This window comes from Neoroseomonas oryzicola (assembly GCF_012163135.1).
Taxonomy (GTDB): domain Bacteria; phylum Pseudomonadota; class Alphaproteobacteria; order Acetobacterales; family Acetobacteraceae; genus Neoroseomonas; species Neoroseomonas oryzicola.
The window spans coordinates 57,299-75,269 of record NZ_JAAVUP010000006.1; the positions used below are offsets into that span (position 1 = coordinate 57,299).

Annotated in this window: 12 protein-coding genes; 3 read left to right on the forward strand and 9 right to left on the reverse strand. The window is 70.1% G+C overall.

The window, feature by feature from the left end; translation table 11 throughout:
* Nucleotides 1-16: 16 nt before the first annotated feature.
* Genes GWK15_RS18355 through GWK15_RS18365 form a run of 3 tightly spaced genes read left to right on the forward strand, consistent with a single transcriptional unit; the run spans nt 17 to nt 3,218 of the window.
* Entirely contained in the window at nt 17-1,000 is a 984-nt protein-coding gene (locus GWK15_RS18355; RefSeq protein WP_168042830.1) for a Bug family tripartite tricarboxylate transporter substrate binding protein, read from the forward strand.
* Nucleotides 1,001-1,054: 54 nt separating this feature from the next.
* Nucleotides 1,055-2,020, forward strand: a complete 966-nt coding sequence (locus GWK15_RS18360) for a tripartite tricarboxylate transporter substrate-binding protein (protein WP_168042831.1) — start codon at nt 1,055-1,057, stop codon at nt 2,018-2,020.
* Nucleotides 2,021-2,027: 7 nt separating this feature from the next.
* Complete coding sequence (locus tag GWK15_RS18365) at nt 2,028-3,218, forward strand: CaiB/BaiF CoA transferase family protein (RefSeq protein WP_168042832.1); 1,191 nt, start codon at nt 2,028-2,030, stop codon at nt 3,216-3,218.
* Nucleotides 3,219-3,224: 6 nt separating this feature from the next.
* Here GWK15_RS18365 and GWK15_RS18370 read toward each other — a convergent pair whose 3' ends face one another.
* The 9 genes from GWK15_RS18370 to GWK15_RS18410 all read right to left on the reverse strand — a co-directional run bounded on the left by GWK15_RS18370 (nt 3,225) and on the right by GWK15_RS18410 (nt 17,951).
* On the reverse strand, nt 3,225-4,556 hold the full coding sequence (locus GWK15_RS18370) for an NAD(P)/FAD-dependent oxidoreductase (protein WP_168042833.1): 1,332 nt from the start codon (nt 4,554-4,556) through the stop codon (nt 3,225-3,227).
* A 49-nt stretch (nt 4,557-4,605) separates the two neighbouring features.
* Nucleotides 4,606-6,120, reverse strand: coding sequence for an ATP-binding protein (locus GWK15_RS18375; RefSeq protein WP_168042834.1), 1,515 nt, complete (start codon nt 6,118-6,120; stop codon nt 4,606-4,608).
* Between the two features lie 125 nt (nt 6,121-6,245).
* The gene (locus tag GWK15_RS18380; protein WP_168042835.1) at nt 6,246-8,594 is read right to left on the reverse strand and encodes a penicillin acylase family protein; all 2,349 of its coding nucleotides are present in this window, start codon (nt 8,592-8,594) and stop codon (nt 6,246-6,248) included.
* 60 nt (nt 8,595-8,654) lie between these two features.
* Nucleotides 8,655-9,836 carry a 2-methylaconitate cis-trans isomerase PrpF gene (gene prpF / locus GWK15_RS18385; RefSeq protein WP_168042836.1) on the reverse strand — a complete coding sequence of 394 codons (1,182 nt, stop codon included), beginning with the start codon at nt 9,834-9,836 and terminating at the stop codon, nt 8,655-8,657.
* A gap of 30 nt (nt 9,837-9,866) precedes the next feature.
* Nucleotides 9,867-12,479, reverse strand: a complete 2,613-nt coding sequence (acnD, locus tag GWK15_RS18390; protein ID WP_168042837.1) for a Fe/S-dependent 2-methylisocitrate dehydratase AcnD — start codon at nt 12,477-12,479, stop codon at nt 9,867-9,869.
* On the reverse strand, nt 12,476-13,186 hold the full coding sequence (locus GWK15_RS18395; RefSeq protein WP_168042838.1) for a GntR family transcriptional regulator: 711 nt from the start codon (nt 13,184-13,186) through the stop codon (nt 12,476-12,478). The genes acnD and GWK15_RS18395 overlap by 4 nt, the downstream gene beginning before the upstream one ends.
* A 94-nt stretch (nt 13,187-13,280) precedes the next feature.
* Nucleotides 13,281-14,858, reverse strand: a complete 1,578-nt coding sequence (locus GWK15_RS18400; RefSeq protein ID WP_168042839.1) for an ABC transporter substrate-binding protein — start codon at nt 14,856-14,858, stop codon at nt 13,281-13,283.
* 31 nt (nt 14,859-14,889) lie between these two features.
* Nucleotides 14,890-16,308, reverse strand: coding sequence for an amidase (locus tag GWK15_RS18405; RefSeq protein ID WP_168042840.1), 1,419 nt, complete (start codon nt 16,306-16,308; stop codon nt 14,890-14,892).
* Between the two features lie 71 nt (nt 16,309-16,379).
* Nucleotides 16,380-17,951 carry an ABC transporter substrate-binding protein gene (locus GWK15_RS18410; RefSeq protein ID WP_168042841.1) on the reverse strand — a complete coding sequence of 524 codons (1,572 nt, stop codon included), beginning with the start codon at nt 17,949-17,951 and terminating at the stop codon, nt 16,380-16,382.
* Nucleotides 17,952-17,971: the final 20 nt, after the last annotated feature.

The window sequence follows — 17,971 nt, forward strand, 5'->3', positions numbered from 1 at the left end:
AACAGGGAGGTCCAGCATGAACCGCATCGCCACCCCACGCCGCGCCCTGCTTGCCGCGGGCCTCGCGCCGCTGCTCGCCCCGCGCCTCGGCCGCGCGCAATCCGCCTTTCCCGGCACCAGGCCTGTCAGCCTGATCATCCCCTATGCCGCCGGCGGCATCCCCGACGTCTTCGGCAATGCCGTCAACCAGGGGCTGCAGGAACGGCTCGGCGGCACCTTCGTCATGGATCACAAGCCGGGGGCGAGCACGACGCTCGGCACCCGCCAGGCCGCCCGCGCACGGCCGGACGGCTACACCATGGTCTTCGCGGGGAACGCGACCTTCACCATCACGCCCTTCGTGCTGCGCAGCGCGGGCTACGATCCGTCAAAGGACTTCACCTGGCTCGGCATGACCGGCATCGCCGTCTACCTGTTCGTCGCGCATCCGCGCTGGGAGAGCCTCGATCAGCTTCTCGCCGCCGCGAAGCGCCGGCCGAACGAGATCTCCTATGCCACCTGGGGCGTCGGCTCCTCGGCGCATCTCGGCACCTTCGACCTCGCGCGGCGCGCGGGGGTCGAGATGATCCACGTCCCCTACAACGGCACCGCCGCCGCGCTGGTCGACGTGTCGAGCGGCCGGGTCGACTTCATGCTCAGCACCCTCGCCCCGGCGCGGCCGCACATGGAGGCGGGGCGCGTGCGCGCGCTCGGCATCGCGACGGCGCAGCGCTTCCGTCCCCTGCCCAACCTGCCGACCGTCGCGGAACAGGGCTATCCCGGCTACGTCGTGCCCAACTGGACCGGCATCGCCGCACCCGCGGGCCTGCCCGACGGCATCGCGACGCAGCTCGAAACGGCCCTCGCGCAGACCTTCTCGGACGAGGCGCTTCTCACGCGGCTGGAACCGCTCGGCATCACCGCCTCGCCGACCGGCGCGCGGGCCATGCGGGAACAGGTCGCGAAGGACCTCGCGGAGAATGCGGAACTGGTGCGTCGCGCCGGGATCACCCCGGAATAGACGGACCGCGGCGGACGGACGTAGCCTGCGCCCGCCATCCGGGGAGGACTCATCGTGAAGATCACGCGACGCAACGCGCTCGCCGCCGCCACACTGGCCCTTCCCACCGCTGCGCTGGCCCAGCCGCGCACCTGGCCGAACCGCCCGGTGCGCATCATCATCCCCTACGCGCCTGGCGGGCCGGTGGAGATCCCCGGCCGCTTCCTCGCCGAACACCTCTCGGCACGGCTCGGCCAGCCCTTCATCGTCGAGACGCGCCCCGGCGCCGGCGGTGCGGTCGGCACCAAGCAGGTCATCGCCACCACGGACCAGCACACCCTGGCCATGGTGACCGGCGCCGTCGCCATCCAGCCGGCCGTGCAGCCCGACATCGGCTACGACCCGGTGAACGACCTCCTACCCATCTCCCTCGTCTCGGAAGCGAGCATGGGCTTCATGGTGCGCCCCAACGCGGCCTTCCGCGACCTGCCGGCGCTGATCGCCGCGGCGAAGGCCGCGCCGGGGCGGATCACCTACGGTTCCTCGGGCAACGGCACCACCACGCACATGGCGGCGGCATTGTTCGGCGCGCGGGCCGGCATCAACTGGCAGCACGTGCCCTATCGCGGCGGCGGGCAGCTCATCAGCGGCTTCCTCGCGGGCGACGTGGACGTGATGAGCGGCGACCTCGCGACGCTGCTGCCGCATGTGCAGGAAGGACGCGGCGTGCTGCTCGGCGTGACCTCGCCGGATCGCGTGCCCGTGGTGCCGAACGTGCCTTCGATCGCCGAGGTCGTACCCGGCACTGGCATCACCATCTGGTTCGCGCTCTTCGCCCCGCGCAACTTCCCCGAGGAGGCGACGGCGCGCCTCGTCGCCGAATTCGCGCCGCTGCGCAGCGGTTCGCCGCTCGGCGAACGCATGGCCGCGACCGGCGGACGCCTGCTGCTGACCGGACCTGCGGAACTCTCCGAACGCCTGCGCCGCGAACTCCCGCTCTGGCGCCAGGTCGTCGCCGAGGCCGGCATCCGCCCCGAGTGACGCATCCATGATTCCGCTTCTGCCCGGCCTTCGCGTCCTCGACCTCACCAGCGTCATCTACGGCCCGCTGATCGGGCAGGTGCTCGGCGACCTCGGTGCCGAGGTCATCAAGGTCGAGGGACCGGAAGGCGACCTCGCGCGCGGCATCCAGCCCCGCGGCCCGCAGGGCGACAGCGCGATGTTCGTCTGCAACAACCGCAACAAGCGCAGCGTCGTGCTCGACCTCAAGACCCCCGCGGGATGCGAGGTCTTCAGCCGTCTGCTGCGCTGGGCCGAGGTCTTCGTCCACAACATGCGCCCCGCCGCGATCGAGCGGCTGGGCTTCGGCTTCGACAAGGTCGCGGCGATCAATCCGCAGATCATCTACTGCGCCGCCGTCGGCTTCGGCAGCGGCGGCCGCTATGCCGGGCGGCCGGCCTTCGACGACGTGATCCAGGCGGCCGGCGGCATCGCCGCGCTGCCCTCCTATCGCGGGCAGGACCCCGCCTATGTGCCCGGCGTGATGGCGGACAAGGTCGCCGCACTGACCGCGACCTATGGCGTGATGGCCGCGATCGCCGCGCGCGGCCGCGGCATGGCGGGCCCGATCGAGGTCGAGGCCGCGATGTTCGAATCGGTCGCCGCCTTCGTGCTGAACGAACACCTGGCCGCCGCCGCCTTCGGCGGCCCGCCCGAGATCGCCGGCTATCACCGCATGTTCGCCGCCGATCGCCGGCCCTACCGCACGCAGGATGGCTGGATCGCGGCCCTTCCGTACACCGAGCAGCAATGGCGCCGCCTGCTGGACTTCACCGGCCGGCGCGACGTGCTCGAGGCGCCGTGGTTCGCCGATCCCGGCGAGCGCAGCGCCCATATCGCCGAGCTCTACACCGTGCTGGCCGAGGAGATGACCCGCCGCAGCACCGCCGACTGGCTGCAGGCGCTGCAGGACCTCGACATCCCGCATGCGCGCGTCAACCGGCTCGAGGACCTGCTGACCGATCCGCACCTGCAGGACGTGGATTTCTTCGCACCCAACGGCAGCGGCCTCGCGCGATCGGCGCGACAGCCGGTGTCCTACCCCGGCCTCGCCGCGCAGCCGGATCGTCCGGCACCCGTACTGGGCGCGGATACCGAAGAGGTCGCGCAGATGCTCGGCTACGACGCATCCGCTGTTGCCGCGCTGCGCGCCGCCGGCGCCTTCGGGAAGGCAGGCTGACCGCGATCAGCCGACATCCTTCACCCGCCAGCCATCCAGGCGGTCGCGCAGCTGGTAGGCGGTGCCCACCAGCGGCATGAACCACGGATTGCCGGTGTAGAAGGGCCGCGTCGGAAAGGTCAGGCGGGTGAAGGCGGACACGCTGTTCCCGCCCCCCATGATCTGCTGCGCCGCGACGCGCCCGAAATGCGTCATCGCGACCACGCCGCTGCCGTTGCAGCCCATCGCGTAGCGGATGCCGTCATGCACGCCGACATGCGGCATCATGTCGAAGGCGAAGGCGACATTGCCGAACCAGCCATGGGTGATGCGCACGCCGGCGAGGTCCGGGATGAGGTCCACCATGAAGCGGTGCAGCCGCACGGAGGCACGGCGCGCATCGTTGTCCACGAAGCTCGCCCGGCCGCCGAACAGGATGCGCGTGTGGTCCGGCGAGGGCCGGAAGTAGTAGAGGATCTTCTTGGTGTCGCCATAGACGCGCAGCTTCGGCAGCGCGGCGCGGACGCGCTCCTCCCCGATCGGCTCGCTCGCGATCATGTAGCTCGCGACCGGGATCAGGCGGCGGCGATGCCACGGCGCAGCCGGACCTGTGTAGCCGTTCGTCGCCATCATCAGGTGCCGCGCGCGCAGCCTGCCGCGGTTCGTCTCGACCACGAAGGCGCCATCCGCCTGCCGTGTGGCGCCGCGGTACTCCACGCCGCCGATCAGCATCGCACCAGCCCGCGCCGCGGCCTGCGCGAGCGACCGTACATACTTCCCCGGATGCACCGAGGCCGCGCGGAGCAGCAGCATCCCGCCATGGTAGCGATCGGTCGCGATCTCCTCGCGCACGCGCCCGCGGGGCAGCAGGAAGGCTTCCTCGCTGCCGGTCGCGTTGATCATCTCGGCGCGGCGCTTCAGCGCCTCCATCGCCTTGGGCGCGTGCGCGCCGACGAAGCGGCCGCAGCGCACGTATTGGCAGTCGAGGCCCTCGCGCGCGACCAGCGCCTCGAAATCCTCGAAGGCCTGCTCGCCCTCGGCCGCGAGTTCCGCGACGAAGGTCGCGCCGAAGGTCTCGACCAGGTCGGATCGGACCTTGCCCAGGCTGCCCGCCCCGCTCAGCGCCCCGCCATTGCGCGAGGACGCGCCCCAGCCGATCGCCTCCCGGTCGATCACCAGCGCCTTCACGCCGTTGCGCCCGAGCTCGAGTGCCGTCGCCAGCCCAGCGATGCCGCCGCCGACGACCAGCACCTCCACGGCATCCGGCAACGGCGCCTGGGCCGGCGTGGGCGGCGCCTCCTCCCACCAATAGGGGCGTTCGACGAAGCCGGGGGCGAAGGGATCGGATGCGGTGCTCATGCCGCCGCCAGCCTGCCACAGCCGGGCGGCGCTGCATCCTGCCTTTCGGTCAGGCGGCGCGGATGCCGTCGGACGGCGCGTTCGGATCGCCCGGCGCGGTCTCCCAGCCGAGGCCCACGATCGCCACCACACGCCGTCCGCCACGGTCCGCGCGACAGACGATGCAGGATTGCTCCTCGAGCCAGGTCAGCAGCCGCCGCGCGCGTCCGGCCGATCGGCTGCCATAGGCGAGCGCGATGGCACCGTCCGGCGGGCAGGGCTCGCCCGCCAGCGCGGTGCGCGCGAGCAGCAGGTACACACCCTGCGCGTCCTCGGGCAGCGCCTCCGCGCGCTCGACCGCGCGCGGCCAGTCGGTGCCATCCATCGCGCGCATGTCGACACCCGCGCGCGCGATCGCGAGCATCCGGCGGAAGGCCGGCAAGTCGGGCGGCGGCCCGCCGATCTCCTGAATCCGGCAGCGCACCTGGAAATCCTGGTAGAGCACCGCCGAAGGACGGAACGGCGCCTCGGGATCGGCGAGGATCTGCCGCAGCACCTCGGTCAGCACCTTCTCGCGCTCCGCGGCTTCCTCGGGCGTCGGCGGCGGGGCCTCCGGCGCCTTGGCGCCGCGCGCCTGCGGCGGCTGGAACTGCGCGAGCTGCTGCAGGATGTCCGGCGCGGGCGCCCGCGGCTGGCGACGCGGGCGCGGCGGCAGCGCCGCCTCGGCCTCCGGCATGCGCAGGATCATGTCGCGCGCTTCCTCCAGCGCGGTCGCATCCGGCGGCGGCACCAGGCGCGGGCCGCCGCTGCGCGAGCTCGTCTCGACGGCCCCGATCCGCACCGGCAGCGGCCGCCGCGACACTGCCGGCCCGAGCGCGATGAAGTTCCCGCGCGGCAGGTCGCGGAACATCTCCGCCTGGCGCCGCTCCATGCCGAGCAGATCGGCCGCGCGCGCCATGTCGATGTCGAGGAAGGTGCGCCCCATCATGAAGTTCGAGGCCTCGGCCGCCACGTTCTTCGCGAGCTTCGCCAGGCGCTGCGTCGCGATGACGCCCGCGAGGCCGCGCTTGCGGCCGCGGCACATCAGGTTCGTCATCGCACCGAGCGAAAGCCGCCGCGCCTCATCCGACACGTCGCCGCCCGAGGCAGGGGCAAACAACTGCGCCTCGTCCACCACCACCATCGCCGGCGTCCAGGCGTCGCGCTCCGCGTTGAACAGCCCGGACAGGAAGGCTGCGGCCAAGCGCAGCTGTTCCTCCACCTCCACATGCTCGAGGTTGAGGACGACCGAGACGCGATGCTGGCGCACCACCTCCGCCGAACGCTGCAGGGATGCCTCGGTATGCTCCGCGACGTCGACGACGAGATGGCCAAAACGCTCGGCGAGAGTGACGAAATCCCCTTCCGGATCGACCACGACCTGCTGGACCCAGGGCGCGCTCTGTTCCAGCAGGCGCCGCAGCAGATGCGACTTGCCCGATCCGGAATTGCCCTGCACCAGAAGGCGCGTGGAAAGCAGTTCCTCCAGGTCGAGGACCACCGCCTCCCCGGCGGTGCCGAGGCCCATGTCGACACTGATCGTCATTCACACACCCGGCGCGTCATTCGACCCGATTCCCGCCGACGCGCGGCGGGCAGCGATGGATGGTCCTATCGTCGTTTGAACGGCGGATAAAGCGGGCCGAGTCGCTTGTCGGCAGGCCCGGCCGGTCAAGCCGCTTTCAGCACCCCGGGCAGCAGCCTGATGCGCGATTCGGTCGCCGCCTCCACCGCCGCGCGGCTGTAGAGCATCGGTACGTAACGATCCTCTGCCCAGAGCCGGAACAGGTCGCAATAATGCGGGCTCGCGGGATCGCCGGACTGGCCGGGCGCGTTGATCGTCCAGCTCGCATCCCAGTTGCCGACGTCGAGCACCATCCGCCAGGACACGCCCGACATGACCCGGAAGTCGCTGCCGCGATAGCCGTTATTGTTGATCGTCAGGTTCGATCCGGCCTTCGGCGCCGGTCCGACATCGAGCCGCGCCGCGAGCTCCGGCGGTGCCAGGCGCGACAGCGGATGGCTGAAATAACCCTGATGGATGCGGCCCCAGCTCCAGCCTCCGGTGTCCTCCCCCATGCGCTGCCGCGCCTCGGCCCATGCGGCGGCGAGGGTGTCGAGCAGCAGCGCATCGCGCGCCGCCTTGGGATCGGCGCCGAAGCCCGGATCCGTCGCGGCCTCGAGCAGCTCCAGATAGAGCTGCGTGTCCGGCACGCTCACCAGCGGCGCGAGGCCCGCGGGCCCCAGCCGCTTCGGGATGCCGGGCATGAGATGGTTGGTGAACCAGATCTCGAACAGCGCCGCCGGGCCGCTGCCGGCCGTGAGGCGATGGTCCCAGCCCGCGAGGAAGGCGCGCGCCTCCGCCGCCGCCTCGCCCCGCGCCGCGGTGAGCAGCGCGCCGAGCCGCCGCGCCGGCACGCTCAGCACGTCGGTCTGCAGCGCCAGCGTCTCCTCGACCGACCAGCGCTTCTCGCCCGTGAGCGACTCCGACAGGCGCGCATAGCGGGCGACGTCGGTCCATTCGAAGCCGGTCTTGTGGCGCCTGTAGTCGAATTCGGGCGGCAGGTTCATCTGGTTGGCGGACCCGACCCAGCCGGCGGCCGGATCGTTGGTGCCCGGCAGGGTCGAGGCCTGGATCGTCCCCGCCCACTCGTACCGCCCGTCGCCCGGCACGGGCAGCAGCCCGTCCCAGTTCGGGCGCACGGGAATCTTCGCCGCCGCCTGCCAGGCGATATGCCCGTCGACATCGGCGACGACATGATTCGTCGAGGGCGCGCCCCAGCCTTCGAGGGCGTCGCGATACTCCGCGACGTTGCGCGCGGTGAGGTAGGCGAGGCTCGCCATATAGGCCGCCGTGCCGGGCTCCCACCACACGCTGCGCAGCGCATAGGCGCGGCGCGCCGCGCGATCGACATGCAGCACCGGGCCGTGGCGCGTGATGCGCAGTTCCGTCGCCACCGCGTCCCCGTCGCGTACCGGGATGTGCTCCGTGACCACGCGCATCCGCTCCCATCCCTCGCCGTAGCGATAGAGATCGGGATCCGCCTCGTTCAGCTCATAGACGTAGAGGTCTTCCTGGTCCGACGGATGGATGGTCAGCGAGAAGGCCAGCCGGTCGTTGTGCCCGAGGCTGACGCCCGGGATCGCCGGTTCCCCTGCCCCGATCACGTCGAGCCCCGGCGCCGAGAGATGCGCGACGTAGCGCAGCGAAGGCTGGTCGTGCACGCGATGCGGATCGCTCGCGAGGATGGCGCGGCCGGTCGTCGTGCGCGACGGCGCCAGCGCCCAGTTGTTGCTGCCCCACTCGCCGGCCTCCGCCAGCATCTGCGCCGGATCCGCACCATCGATCGGATGCGGTTCGCAGCCGAGCAGATAGGTGCGCAGCACCTCGGGCGGAATGGCGTGCGGTTCGAAGCCGTCGGGAAGCTGCAGCCGCCATTCCGGCTGCAGCCCCTTGTGCAGGCGGTCGGCCTCGATGCCGAAGCGCGCGATGATGTTCGCTCGCGTCACCTCGGAATCGAGGTTGCGGACGCGGGCATGGGCGCGGCATCGCACCACGTCCTCCGGCGCCCAGCGTGCGGGCCGTGTGCCGAGCAGGCGGAACTCCAGCGGCAGGCGCGAAGGCTCGCGCTCCACCAGGTCGACATAGGCGTTGATGCCGGCGACGAACGCCGCGGTGCGCGCCTCCGCCTCGGCGCCATAGCAGGCCCATTCGGCCGCCATGTCGCCGCGATACAGCAGCAGCCGCGCGGCGCGGTCGCGCTCGACATAGGCCGGGCCGAGATCGCCCGCCATCAACCCGAGTCCGCGCTTGCGCCACAGGTCGATCTGCCAAAGCCGGTCGCGTGCGGCGTTGAAGCCCTGCACGAAGAAGGCATCGCGCTGGGACGCGGCGTAGATGTGCGGGATGCCCCAGCGATCCACCAGGATCTCGGCTTCCGCGCCCAGGCCGGGGAGCGTCAGCGTTTCGCTCGCCGCGGACCGCTGCCCATCCCCAAGGTCAGCGACGGATCCGGTCATGTCACGCATATCCCCTGCACGGCGAAACCCAGTCGTGCAGGGGCGGCGGCGCCGCGTCAATCACCCCGCGAAGGGGACGTGCACGCGGCCTTCCATCAGCACGCGCGCGCTGCGGCTCATGATCGCCTTGGTGACGGTCCATTGGCCGTTCACCTGCTGCGCCTTGGACCCCACGCGCAAGGTGCCGGACGGATGGCCGAAGCGCACCGCCTCGCGCTCGCCGCCGCCGGCCGCGAGGTTCACCAGCGTGCCCGGCACGCAGCCCGCGGTCGCGATGGCGACGGACGCCGTGCCCATCATCGCGTGGTGCAGCTTGCCCATCGACATCGCCCGCACCAGCAGGTCCACATCGCCGGCGCCGATCGCCTTGCCGCTGGAGGCAACATAATCCTTCGGCGGAGCGACCCAGGCGACCTTCGGCGTGTGCTGACGCCCGGCGGCCTCCTCGACCGACTTGATCAGGCCCATGCGCACCGCGCCATGCGCGCGGATCGTCTCGAGCTTCGCGAGCAGCGCCGCGTCGCCGTTGATGTCGTCCTGCAGTTCCGTGCCGGTGAAGCCCAGTGCATCCGCGTTGAGGAAGATCGTCGGGATGCCGGAATTGATCATGGTCGCCTGGAAGGTCCCGACGCCCGGCACCTCCAGCGTGTCCACCAGGTTGCCGGTGGGGAACATCGACCCGCCATCGCTGTCGTCGGCCGGGTCCATGAACTCCAGCTGGACCTCGGCGGCGGGGAAGGTCACGCCATCGAGCTCGAAGTCGCCGGTCTCCTGCACCTCGCCATTGGTCATCGGCACGTGGGAGACGATGGTCTTGCCGATATTCGCCTGCCAGATGCGCACGATCGCGGTGCCGTCGCGCGGGATGCGCGCGGGATCGACCAGGCCGTTGCGGATCGCGAAGGGCCCGACCGCGGCCGAGAGATTGCCGCAATTGCCCGACCAGTCGACGAAGGGCTTGTCGATCGACACCTGACCGAACAGGTAGTCGACGTCATGGTCCGGCCGCGTGCTGCGGCTGAGGATGACGGTCTTGCTCGTGCTCGACGTCGCCGCCCCCATGCCGTCGGTCTGCTTGCCATAGGGATCGGGGCTGCCGATCACGCGCAGCAGCAGCCGGTCGCGTGCGGGACCGGGAACGCGCGCCACCTCGGGCAGGTCCTCGAGCACGAAGAACACGCCCTTGCTGGTGCCGCCGCGCATGTAGGTGGCAGGGATCTTGATCTGCGGTGTGAAACCCATGGTCGTTTCCTGCGATCTCGGCGTTCGGGGTCAGCTCGCCTGGCGGCCCTGCGGCGCCGCCTCGGCTTCCAGGAAGTCCTGCGCGAAGCGCTGCAGCACGCCGCCGGCCTCGTAGATCGAAACCTCCTCGGCGGTGTCGAGCCGGCAGGTGACCGGCACCTGCGTCGTCGTGCCGTCGCGGCGATGGATCACGAGCGTGAGGTCCGCGCGCGGCGTGCGCGCGCCCGTCACGTCATAGGTCTCGGTGCCGTCGAGGCCGAGCGTGAGCCGGGTGGTGCCCGGCTTGAACTCCAGCGGCAGCACGCCCATGCCGATGAGGTTGGTGCGGTGGATGCGCTCGAAGCCCTCGGCGACGATGGCTTCCACGCCCGCAAGCCGCACGCCCTTCGCCGCCCAGTCGCGCGAGGAGCCCTGGCCGTAATCGGCCCCCGCCACGATGATCAGCGGCTGGCGGCGTTCCATGTAGGTCTCGATCGCTTCCCACATGCGCATGACCTTGCCGTCCGGCTCGACGCGCGCGAGGGATCCCTTGCGCACGCTGCCGTCCTCCTTGCGCACCATCTCGTTCATCAGCGTCGGGTTGGCGAAGGTCGCGCGCTGCGCCGTCAGGTGGTCGCCGCGATGGGTGGCGTAGGAATTAAAATCCTCCTCCGGTAGGCCCATGCGTGCCAGGTACTCGCCCGCCGCGCTGTCCAGCAGGATGGCGTTCGACGGCGAGAGATGGTCGGTGGTGATGTTGTCGCCGAGCACCGCGAGCGGGCGCATGCCGCGCAGCGTGCGTTCCCCTGCCAGCGCGCCTTCCCAATAGGGCGGGCGGCGGATGTAGGTGCTCTGCGGCCGCCAGTCATAGAGCGGGCTGACCTTCCGCCGCGCGCCCTTGTTGCCGAACATCGGCGCGTAAACCTTGCGGAACATCTCCGGCTTCACGGCCGCGGCGACGACGGCGTCGATCTCCGCATCGCTCGGCCAGATGTCCTTGAGCCGGGTCTCCTTGCCGTTCGCATCCACGCCGAGAACGTCGCGCTCGATGTCGAAGCGGATGGTCCCCGCGATGGCATAGGCCACGACCAGCGGCGGCGAGGCCAGGAACGCCTGCTTCGCGTAGGGATGGATGCGCCCGTCGAAGTTGCGGTTCCCCGACAGCACCGCGGTCGCATAGAGGTCGCGGTCGATGATCTCCTGCTGGATCTTCGGATCCAGCGCACCCGACATGCCGTTGCAGGTTGTGCAGGCGAAGGCGACGACGCCGAAGCCGAGCGCCTCCAGGTCCTCGGTCAGCCCAGCCTCATCGAGGTACAGCGCCACCGCCTTGGACCCCGGCGCGAGCGAGGACTTCACCCAGGGCTTGCGCGTCAGTCCCGCGCGGCGGGCGTTGCGCGCCAGCAGGCCAGCCGCAATCACATTGCGCGGGTTGGACGTGTTGGTGCAGGAAGTGATGGCCGCGATGATCACCGCGCCATCCGGCATCAGGCTGCCTTCCTGCGTCACCGGCGCCGCGATTCCGCGCGCCGCGAGGTCCGAGACCGGCAGGCGGCGATGCGGGTTCGACGGCCCGGCCAGGGTGCGCACCACGGTGGACAGGTCAAAGCGCAGCACGCGTTCATACAGCGCCTTGGCCAGCGTGTCGGACCACAACCCGGCGGCCTTGGCGTAGGTCTCCACCAGCTTCACCTGCGCGTCCTCGCGCCCGGTCAGACGCAAATAGTCGATGGTCTGCTGGTCAATGGAGAACATAGCGGCGGTCGCACCGTATTCCGGCGCCATGTTCGAGATCGTCGCGCGATCGCCAAGCGTCAGGCTCGACGCGCCGGGCCCGTAGAATTCCAGATAGGCGCCGACGACCTTTTCCTTGCGCAGGAACTCGGTCAGCGTCAGCACGATATCGGTCGCCGTGATGCCGGGCTGCGCCTTGCCGGTCAGCTCCACGCCCACGATGTCCGGCAGCCGCATCCAGGACGCCCGGCCGAGCATGACGTTCTCGGCCTCGAGCCCGCCGACGCCGATGGCGATGACGCCGAGCGCATCGACATGCGGCGTGTGGCTGTCGGTGCCGACCAGCGTGTCGGGGAAGGCGACGCCGTCCTGCGTGTAGATGACCGGCGACATCCGCTCCAGGTTGATCTGGTGCATGATGCCGTTGCCGGGCGGGACGATCTCCATGTTCTCGAAGGCGTGGCGCGTCCACTCGATGAAGTGGAAGCGGTCCTCGTTGCGGCGATCCTCGATGGCGCGGTTCTTCGTGAAGGCGTCCTTCTCGAAGCCGGCATGCTCGACGGCGAGCGAGTGGTCGACGATCAGCTGCACGGGCACGACCGGGTTCACCTTGGACGGGTCGCCGCCCTTCTCAGCGATCGCGTCGCGCAGGCCCGCCAGGTCCACCAGCGCCGTCTGGCCGAGGATGTCGTGGCAGACCACGCGCGCGGGATACCAGGGGAAGTCGACGTCGCGCTTGCGCTCGATCAGCTGCTTCAACGCATCGGTCAGCAGCCCCGGCTCGCAGCGGCGCACCAGGTTCTCCGCCAGCACGCGGGAGGTATAGGGCAGCCCATCATAGGAGCCGGGCGCGATCGCCTCGACGGCGGCGCGCGCGTCGAACCAGTCGAGGCCCGTTCCGGGCAGGGGCTTGCGGTATTGCGTGTTCATGGCTCGCTCCCCGCCGGGCTGGCCCCGGCGATCTGTCGTTCGATGTTGAGGCGGGATGCGCGGATGTGCCGGCGCATCAGCATCTCGGCCAGTTCGCCGTCGCGCTCGGCGATGGCGTCCAGGATGCGGTGGTGCTCGGCGAAGGCCTGGCGCGGCCGGTTCGGCAAGGTCGAGTACTGGATGCGGTACATGCGCGCGAGCTGGTAGAGCTCGTCGCACAGCAGCCGGATCAGCATCCCGTTTCCGCTGCCCTGCACGATCCGGTAGTGGAAGTCGTAGTCGCCTTCCTGCTGGTAGTAGCCGCGCCCAGCCTGGAAGGCCTCGTCGCGCTCATGCGCCTGCAGCACGTTGCGCAAATCCTGGATCTGCTCCGGGCGCATGCGTTCGGCCGCCAGGCGGCAGGCGCTGCCTTCCAACGCCTCACGGATCTCATACAGCTCGCTCAGTTCCTGCAGGCTCAGCGAGACGACGCGCGCGCCCGCATGGGGCACCCGGACCAGCAGCTTCTGCCCTTCGAGGCGGTGCAGCGCCTCCCGCAGCGGCCCTCGGCTGATGCCATAGGCGCGCGCGAGCTCGGGCTCGGAGATCTTGCTGCCCGGGGCGATGTCACCCCGGACGATGGCCGACTGCAGCTGGCGAAAGGCATGGTCCGAGAGCGTCTCGCCCTCGGCCGCAGCCTCGATCGGCAGTGTCAGCGCCTTGTTCATGTGTCGACAATCCGGCGGGATCGACCCGAAACCGGGCCGCAGATGACCCCTTCAGGGCCAGATTGTCAACAATAAGTCCCCGAGGGGCGCCGCCTCACCCCTTCCGGATGTTGTGGAACAGCGGGAAGCCGTTGAGCATTCCGGTGATGCTCCGCCGGAAGGCGAAGGGCTGCATCCAGGCGCCGGTCGGGATGTAGGGCACGTCCTCCCAGGCCTGGACCTGGATGTCGCGGGTGATGCGTTGTTGCGCCTCGAGCGTGCCGGCATCCATGAACTCGTCGCGCAGCGCCTCGATGCGCGCGGAGGTCGGCCAGCCGAAGGGCCCGTTGCGGCCAAGGCCGCGCACATAGGATTGCGTCGCCGGCGAGGTCGCGATGATGCCGGGGATGTAGTTGCACCACACGCTCCAGCCGCCGCGGTCCAGGCCCTCGCGATTGTTCAGCCGCGGCAGCACCGTGCCCCAGTCGAGCGCCTGGTAGTCGAGGTTGATGCCGACCTTGCGGAACATGTCGGCGGCGAGCTGGCTCATCGCATTCAGCGACGGCAGGTCGGTCGGCACGACGAAGACGACGCGCTCGCCCTTGTAGCCCGCGGCCTCGAGGTCCCGCTTCACCTTGTCGAAGCTCCGCGGGCCGGCCATCACCTCGAGCCCCGCCTCGGTCGCGAGCGGGCTGCCGGGCAGGAAGAAGCCGCAGCGGTCGTTCCACAGCGACCGCTCCTCCCCCATCACGGCCTGCATGTATTCGGTCTGGTTCACGCCGGCGAGAAAGGCGCGGCGGATCGCCGGATTGTCGAAGGGCGGCACCAGGTGGTTGAAGCGGATCATGCCCATCAGGCCGCCGCGTTCCTTCGCCTCGACCAGGATGTTGCGGTTGCGGCGCAGCAGCGGCAGCAGGTCGGGCTGCGGCTGCTCCCACCAGTCCACCTCGCCCGATTGCAGTGCGGCGGCGGCGGTCGCGGCGTCGGGCAGCGTCACCCACTCCACGCGGTCGACGTAGGCGATCTTGGGTCCGGCCGCGAAGCTCGGCGTGCCGGAGGATCGCGGGACGTAGCCGGTGAACTTCTCATAGACGTTGCGCGCGCCGGCGACACGCTCGCCGGCGATGTAGCGGAACGGCCCGCTGCCCACCATCTCCGTGACCTGCACGTTGACCGGCGTGGAGGCCAGACGTTCCGGCATCACCGGACAGAAGGCGGACGGCTTGGCGAGCGCCGACGGCAGCAGCGGGAAGGGCTTCTTCAGCCGGAACTGGATCACCTTGTCCGACGGCGCGCTCAACTCCTCGGTCGCCGCGCGCAGCGTCTGCCCGAAGGCGTCGGTCTGCATCCAGCGATTGATGCTGGCCACCGCGTCGCGCGCCAGCACCGGCGTGCCGTCGTGGAAGCGCAGCCCCTCGCGCAGCGTCAGCTTCCAGGTCTTGCCGTCATTCTCGATGACATGCCCCTCGACCATCTGCGGCTGCGGCATGAAGCTGTCGTCGAGGCCGTAGAGCTGGTCGAAGACGAGGAAGCCATGGTTCCGCGTGACCAGGCCGGTCGTGAAGACCGGGTCGAGCAGCGCGAGATCCGCCTGCGGCACGAAGCGCACCGTGGTGCGCTGCTGCGCGCCCGCCGGGGCGGAGAGCGAGGCGGCACCAGCCGCGGCGGTGGCAAGGAAGTCGCGACGCTTCATGGCACTCACTCTCCGCTGTTGGCTGAAGGTTCTATTGCGCGAGGGGCGGCCTGTGCTGCGCCCAGGGGCGGGCTTCCTCGAAGGCGGCGGATGCCTGCAGCACGCCGAGGTCGTCGAAGCGCCGCCCGACGATCTGCAGCCCGACCGGCAGGCCGGCGGGCGTGAATCCGCAGGGCACGCTCGCCGCCGGGCTGCCGGACCAGTTGAAGGGGTAGGAGAACTCCGCCCACATCAGCCAGTCCCATTCATGCTGCGGCCAGTGCTCGGGCTGCAGCCGGTCGGCGGGGAAGGCGGCGACGCTCACCGCCGGTGAGAGCAGGAAATCGTAGCCCTCCATGAATTCGTGGATCTTCTGGATGTAGTCGAAGCGGCGCAGGCGCATCTGCATGAACTGCGACGCGGAGAAGCCCGAGGCGTATTTGATCATCGCTACGAAGCCAGGATCCATGCGGCTCTCGAACTCCGGCAGGCTGGCGATGCGGCCCGAGAAGGTGGCCGGCCAGAAGAAGCGCACCAGCTCGGGGCCGAGCGGGCCCCAGGACGGCGTCACCTCCTCGATCTCAGCGCCCATCTCCGCGAAGACCTTGACCGCGCGTTCGACGACCTCGGCGACCTCCGGGTCGACGCGCGCATGCCCCAGGTCGCGGGTGTAGGCGATCCGCCTGCCCTTCATGCTCGCGCCCCTGAGCGCGCCCGCATAATCCTGCGGTGGCGTCTCGAGCGAGGTGCAGTCCCAGGGATGCGGCCCCGCCATCGCCTGGGTCATCAGCGCCGCGTCCTCGACCGTGCGCGTCAGCGGGCCGATATGGGTGGCGAGGTCGTTGTTCGACATCGGCCAGTTGGGCACGCGCCCATGCGTCGGCTTCAGCCCATAGACGCCGGAGAAATGCGCCGGCATCCGGATCGACCCCGCCCCATCGCCGCCCTGGTGCAGCGGCCCGTAGCCGCAGGCCGCCGCGACACCAGCGCCAGAGGACGACGCGCCGGCATTCAGCCCCTTGCCCCAGGGATTGTGCGTGATGCCCGAGATCTGCGCCTGGCTGACGCCCTTCCAGCCCCATTCACCGGCCGAGGTCGTCTTGCCCATCATCATGCCGCCGGCCGCGAGCAGCCGACTGACGCAGGGCGCATCCACGTCCGGGATGGTGCCCTGCAGGATGGCGGTGCCGAAATCCGTCTGCACGCCCTTGGTGTGCTGCAGGTCCTTGATGGTGACGGGAATGCCTTCGAGCAGCCGCGGCGCGTCGCATTGCATGAAGACCTGTTCCGAGCGCCGCGCCGCCGCCAGGGCATGGTCCGGCGTCAGGCGCATCATGGCGTTCACGCGCGGCTCGATCGTCTCCATGCGCGCGAGGACGGCCTTGGCCACCTCCACCGGCGAGAGCTTGCGCGCCCGGTACAGCGCGCCGAGGTCCCGCACGCCGAGATAGCCGATCTCATCCAGGTCCATGGTCCAGCCTCACTTGCGCGCGGAGATGTTCGGCCCGCAACCGCCGGTCCGGCAAGTCACGGCCTGGCGCGTCACGCCTTCTCGACGTTCCAGAACATCGGGAAGGAGGATTCGATCAGCCCGCTCAAGGACGACCGATAGGCCGCCGGGATGGTGAACTGCCCCCACATCACCGCCGGCGTCAGCGCATAGGACAGGCGCTGGATCTCCGCCGCGATGCGCTTGCGGTCATCGGCGGCTTCGGTGTCGACGAACTGCCGCATCAGCGCAGGGATGCGGTCGTCGCACGACCAGCCAGGATAATCGGCGCAGGTGTTCGCGGTGTAGAAGTGCGTCAGCGGGGACATCATGTCGACGCCGTTCGAGTAGACCGAGAACATGCTCCATCCATCGCGCCGCGCGCGCCGGGCGAGCACCGTGCCCCAGTCCATCACCTGCTCGTCCACCGTGAAGCCCGCCTGCTTCATGTTCTGGATCAGCACCGCCGCCGCGACCTGGGAGATGGACCCGCCGACGCCGAGGAAGATGACCGGCTGCCCGCGATAGGAGGTGCGCGCGAGCTCCGCCTTGGCCTGCTCGACCGACAGCCGCGCGAGCTCCGCCCCCGCATCGGTCGTCAGCGGCGTGCCGCACATCCAGAAGGAATTGCACGCCGTGCGGAAACGCGGCGGGATGCCGATCGCCTGCAGCGCGCCGTCCTGGTCCGCGAGCTTCCACAGCACCCGCCGCACCTCCGGATCGTCGAAGGGCGCGAAGGCGTGGTTGAGGCGATAATTGCCCTGGAACTGGTGCAGCCCGCCCAGCGAGAGCAGCCGAACGTTCCGCGCCCGCTCCAGCCGGTCGATCATGTCGAAGGGCACGTATTGCTGGTAGTCGATCTCGCCGGCGATCAGCGCGGTCGCCGCGGTCACCTGGTCCGGCATGACGCGCAGCGCGATGCTGTCGATCTTCACGCGCTTGCCGCCGGCGAGGAAGTCCGGCGCTTCCTCGCGCGGCACGTAGCCGGCGAAGCGATCGAGCACCATGACGTTGCCCGGCCGCCAGAGATCAGGGCGGAAGCGGAAGGGCCCGGACCCGACGATCTCGGTGATGCGCTGGTCGGCCGGCGTGCGCGCGATCCGCTCGGGCAGGATGAAGGGCACCGGCGCATTCGGCTTTCCCAGGATCTCGAGCACCAGCGGGAAGGGGCGCTTCAGCGTCAGCTCGATCGTGCGCGCATCCTTGGCCACGAGCCCGGCCTGCGCGTCGCGCAGCATCCGCCCCAGCGCGTCCTTCGGCATCCAGCGTTCCAGCGAAGCGACGACATCGGTCGCCGTGACCGGCTGGTTGTCGTGGAACTTCAGTCCGGGGCGCAGCGTGAAGGTCCAGGTCAGGCGGTCGGCGGATACCGTGTGCCCTTCGGCCATCTGCGGTTGGATGCGACCCTGGCCGTCCATCGCGAACAGCGTGTCGAAGATGTGGAAGCCGAAGGTCCGCGTTATCGCTGCGGTGGTCATGTAGGGGTCGAGGATGACCACCTCGGATTCCAGCACCACGTTAAGCTGGCGTTCTGCGCGCGCCTCGCGCGGGCGGATGATGCCGGAGGCAGTGATCGCGGCGCCGCCCGCAAGGACCCCGCGGCGGCTGGTTTCCATGACGGACATTCTTCCTTCCTCTCCGCGGC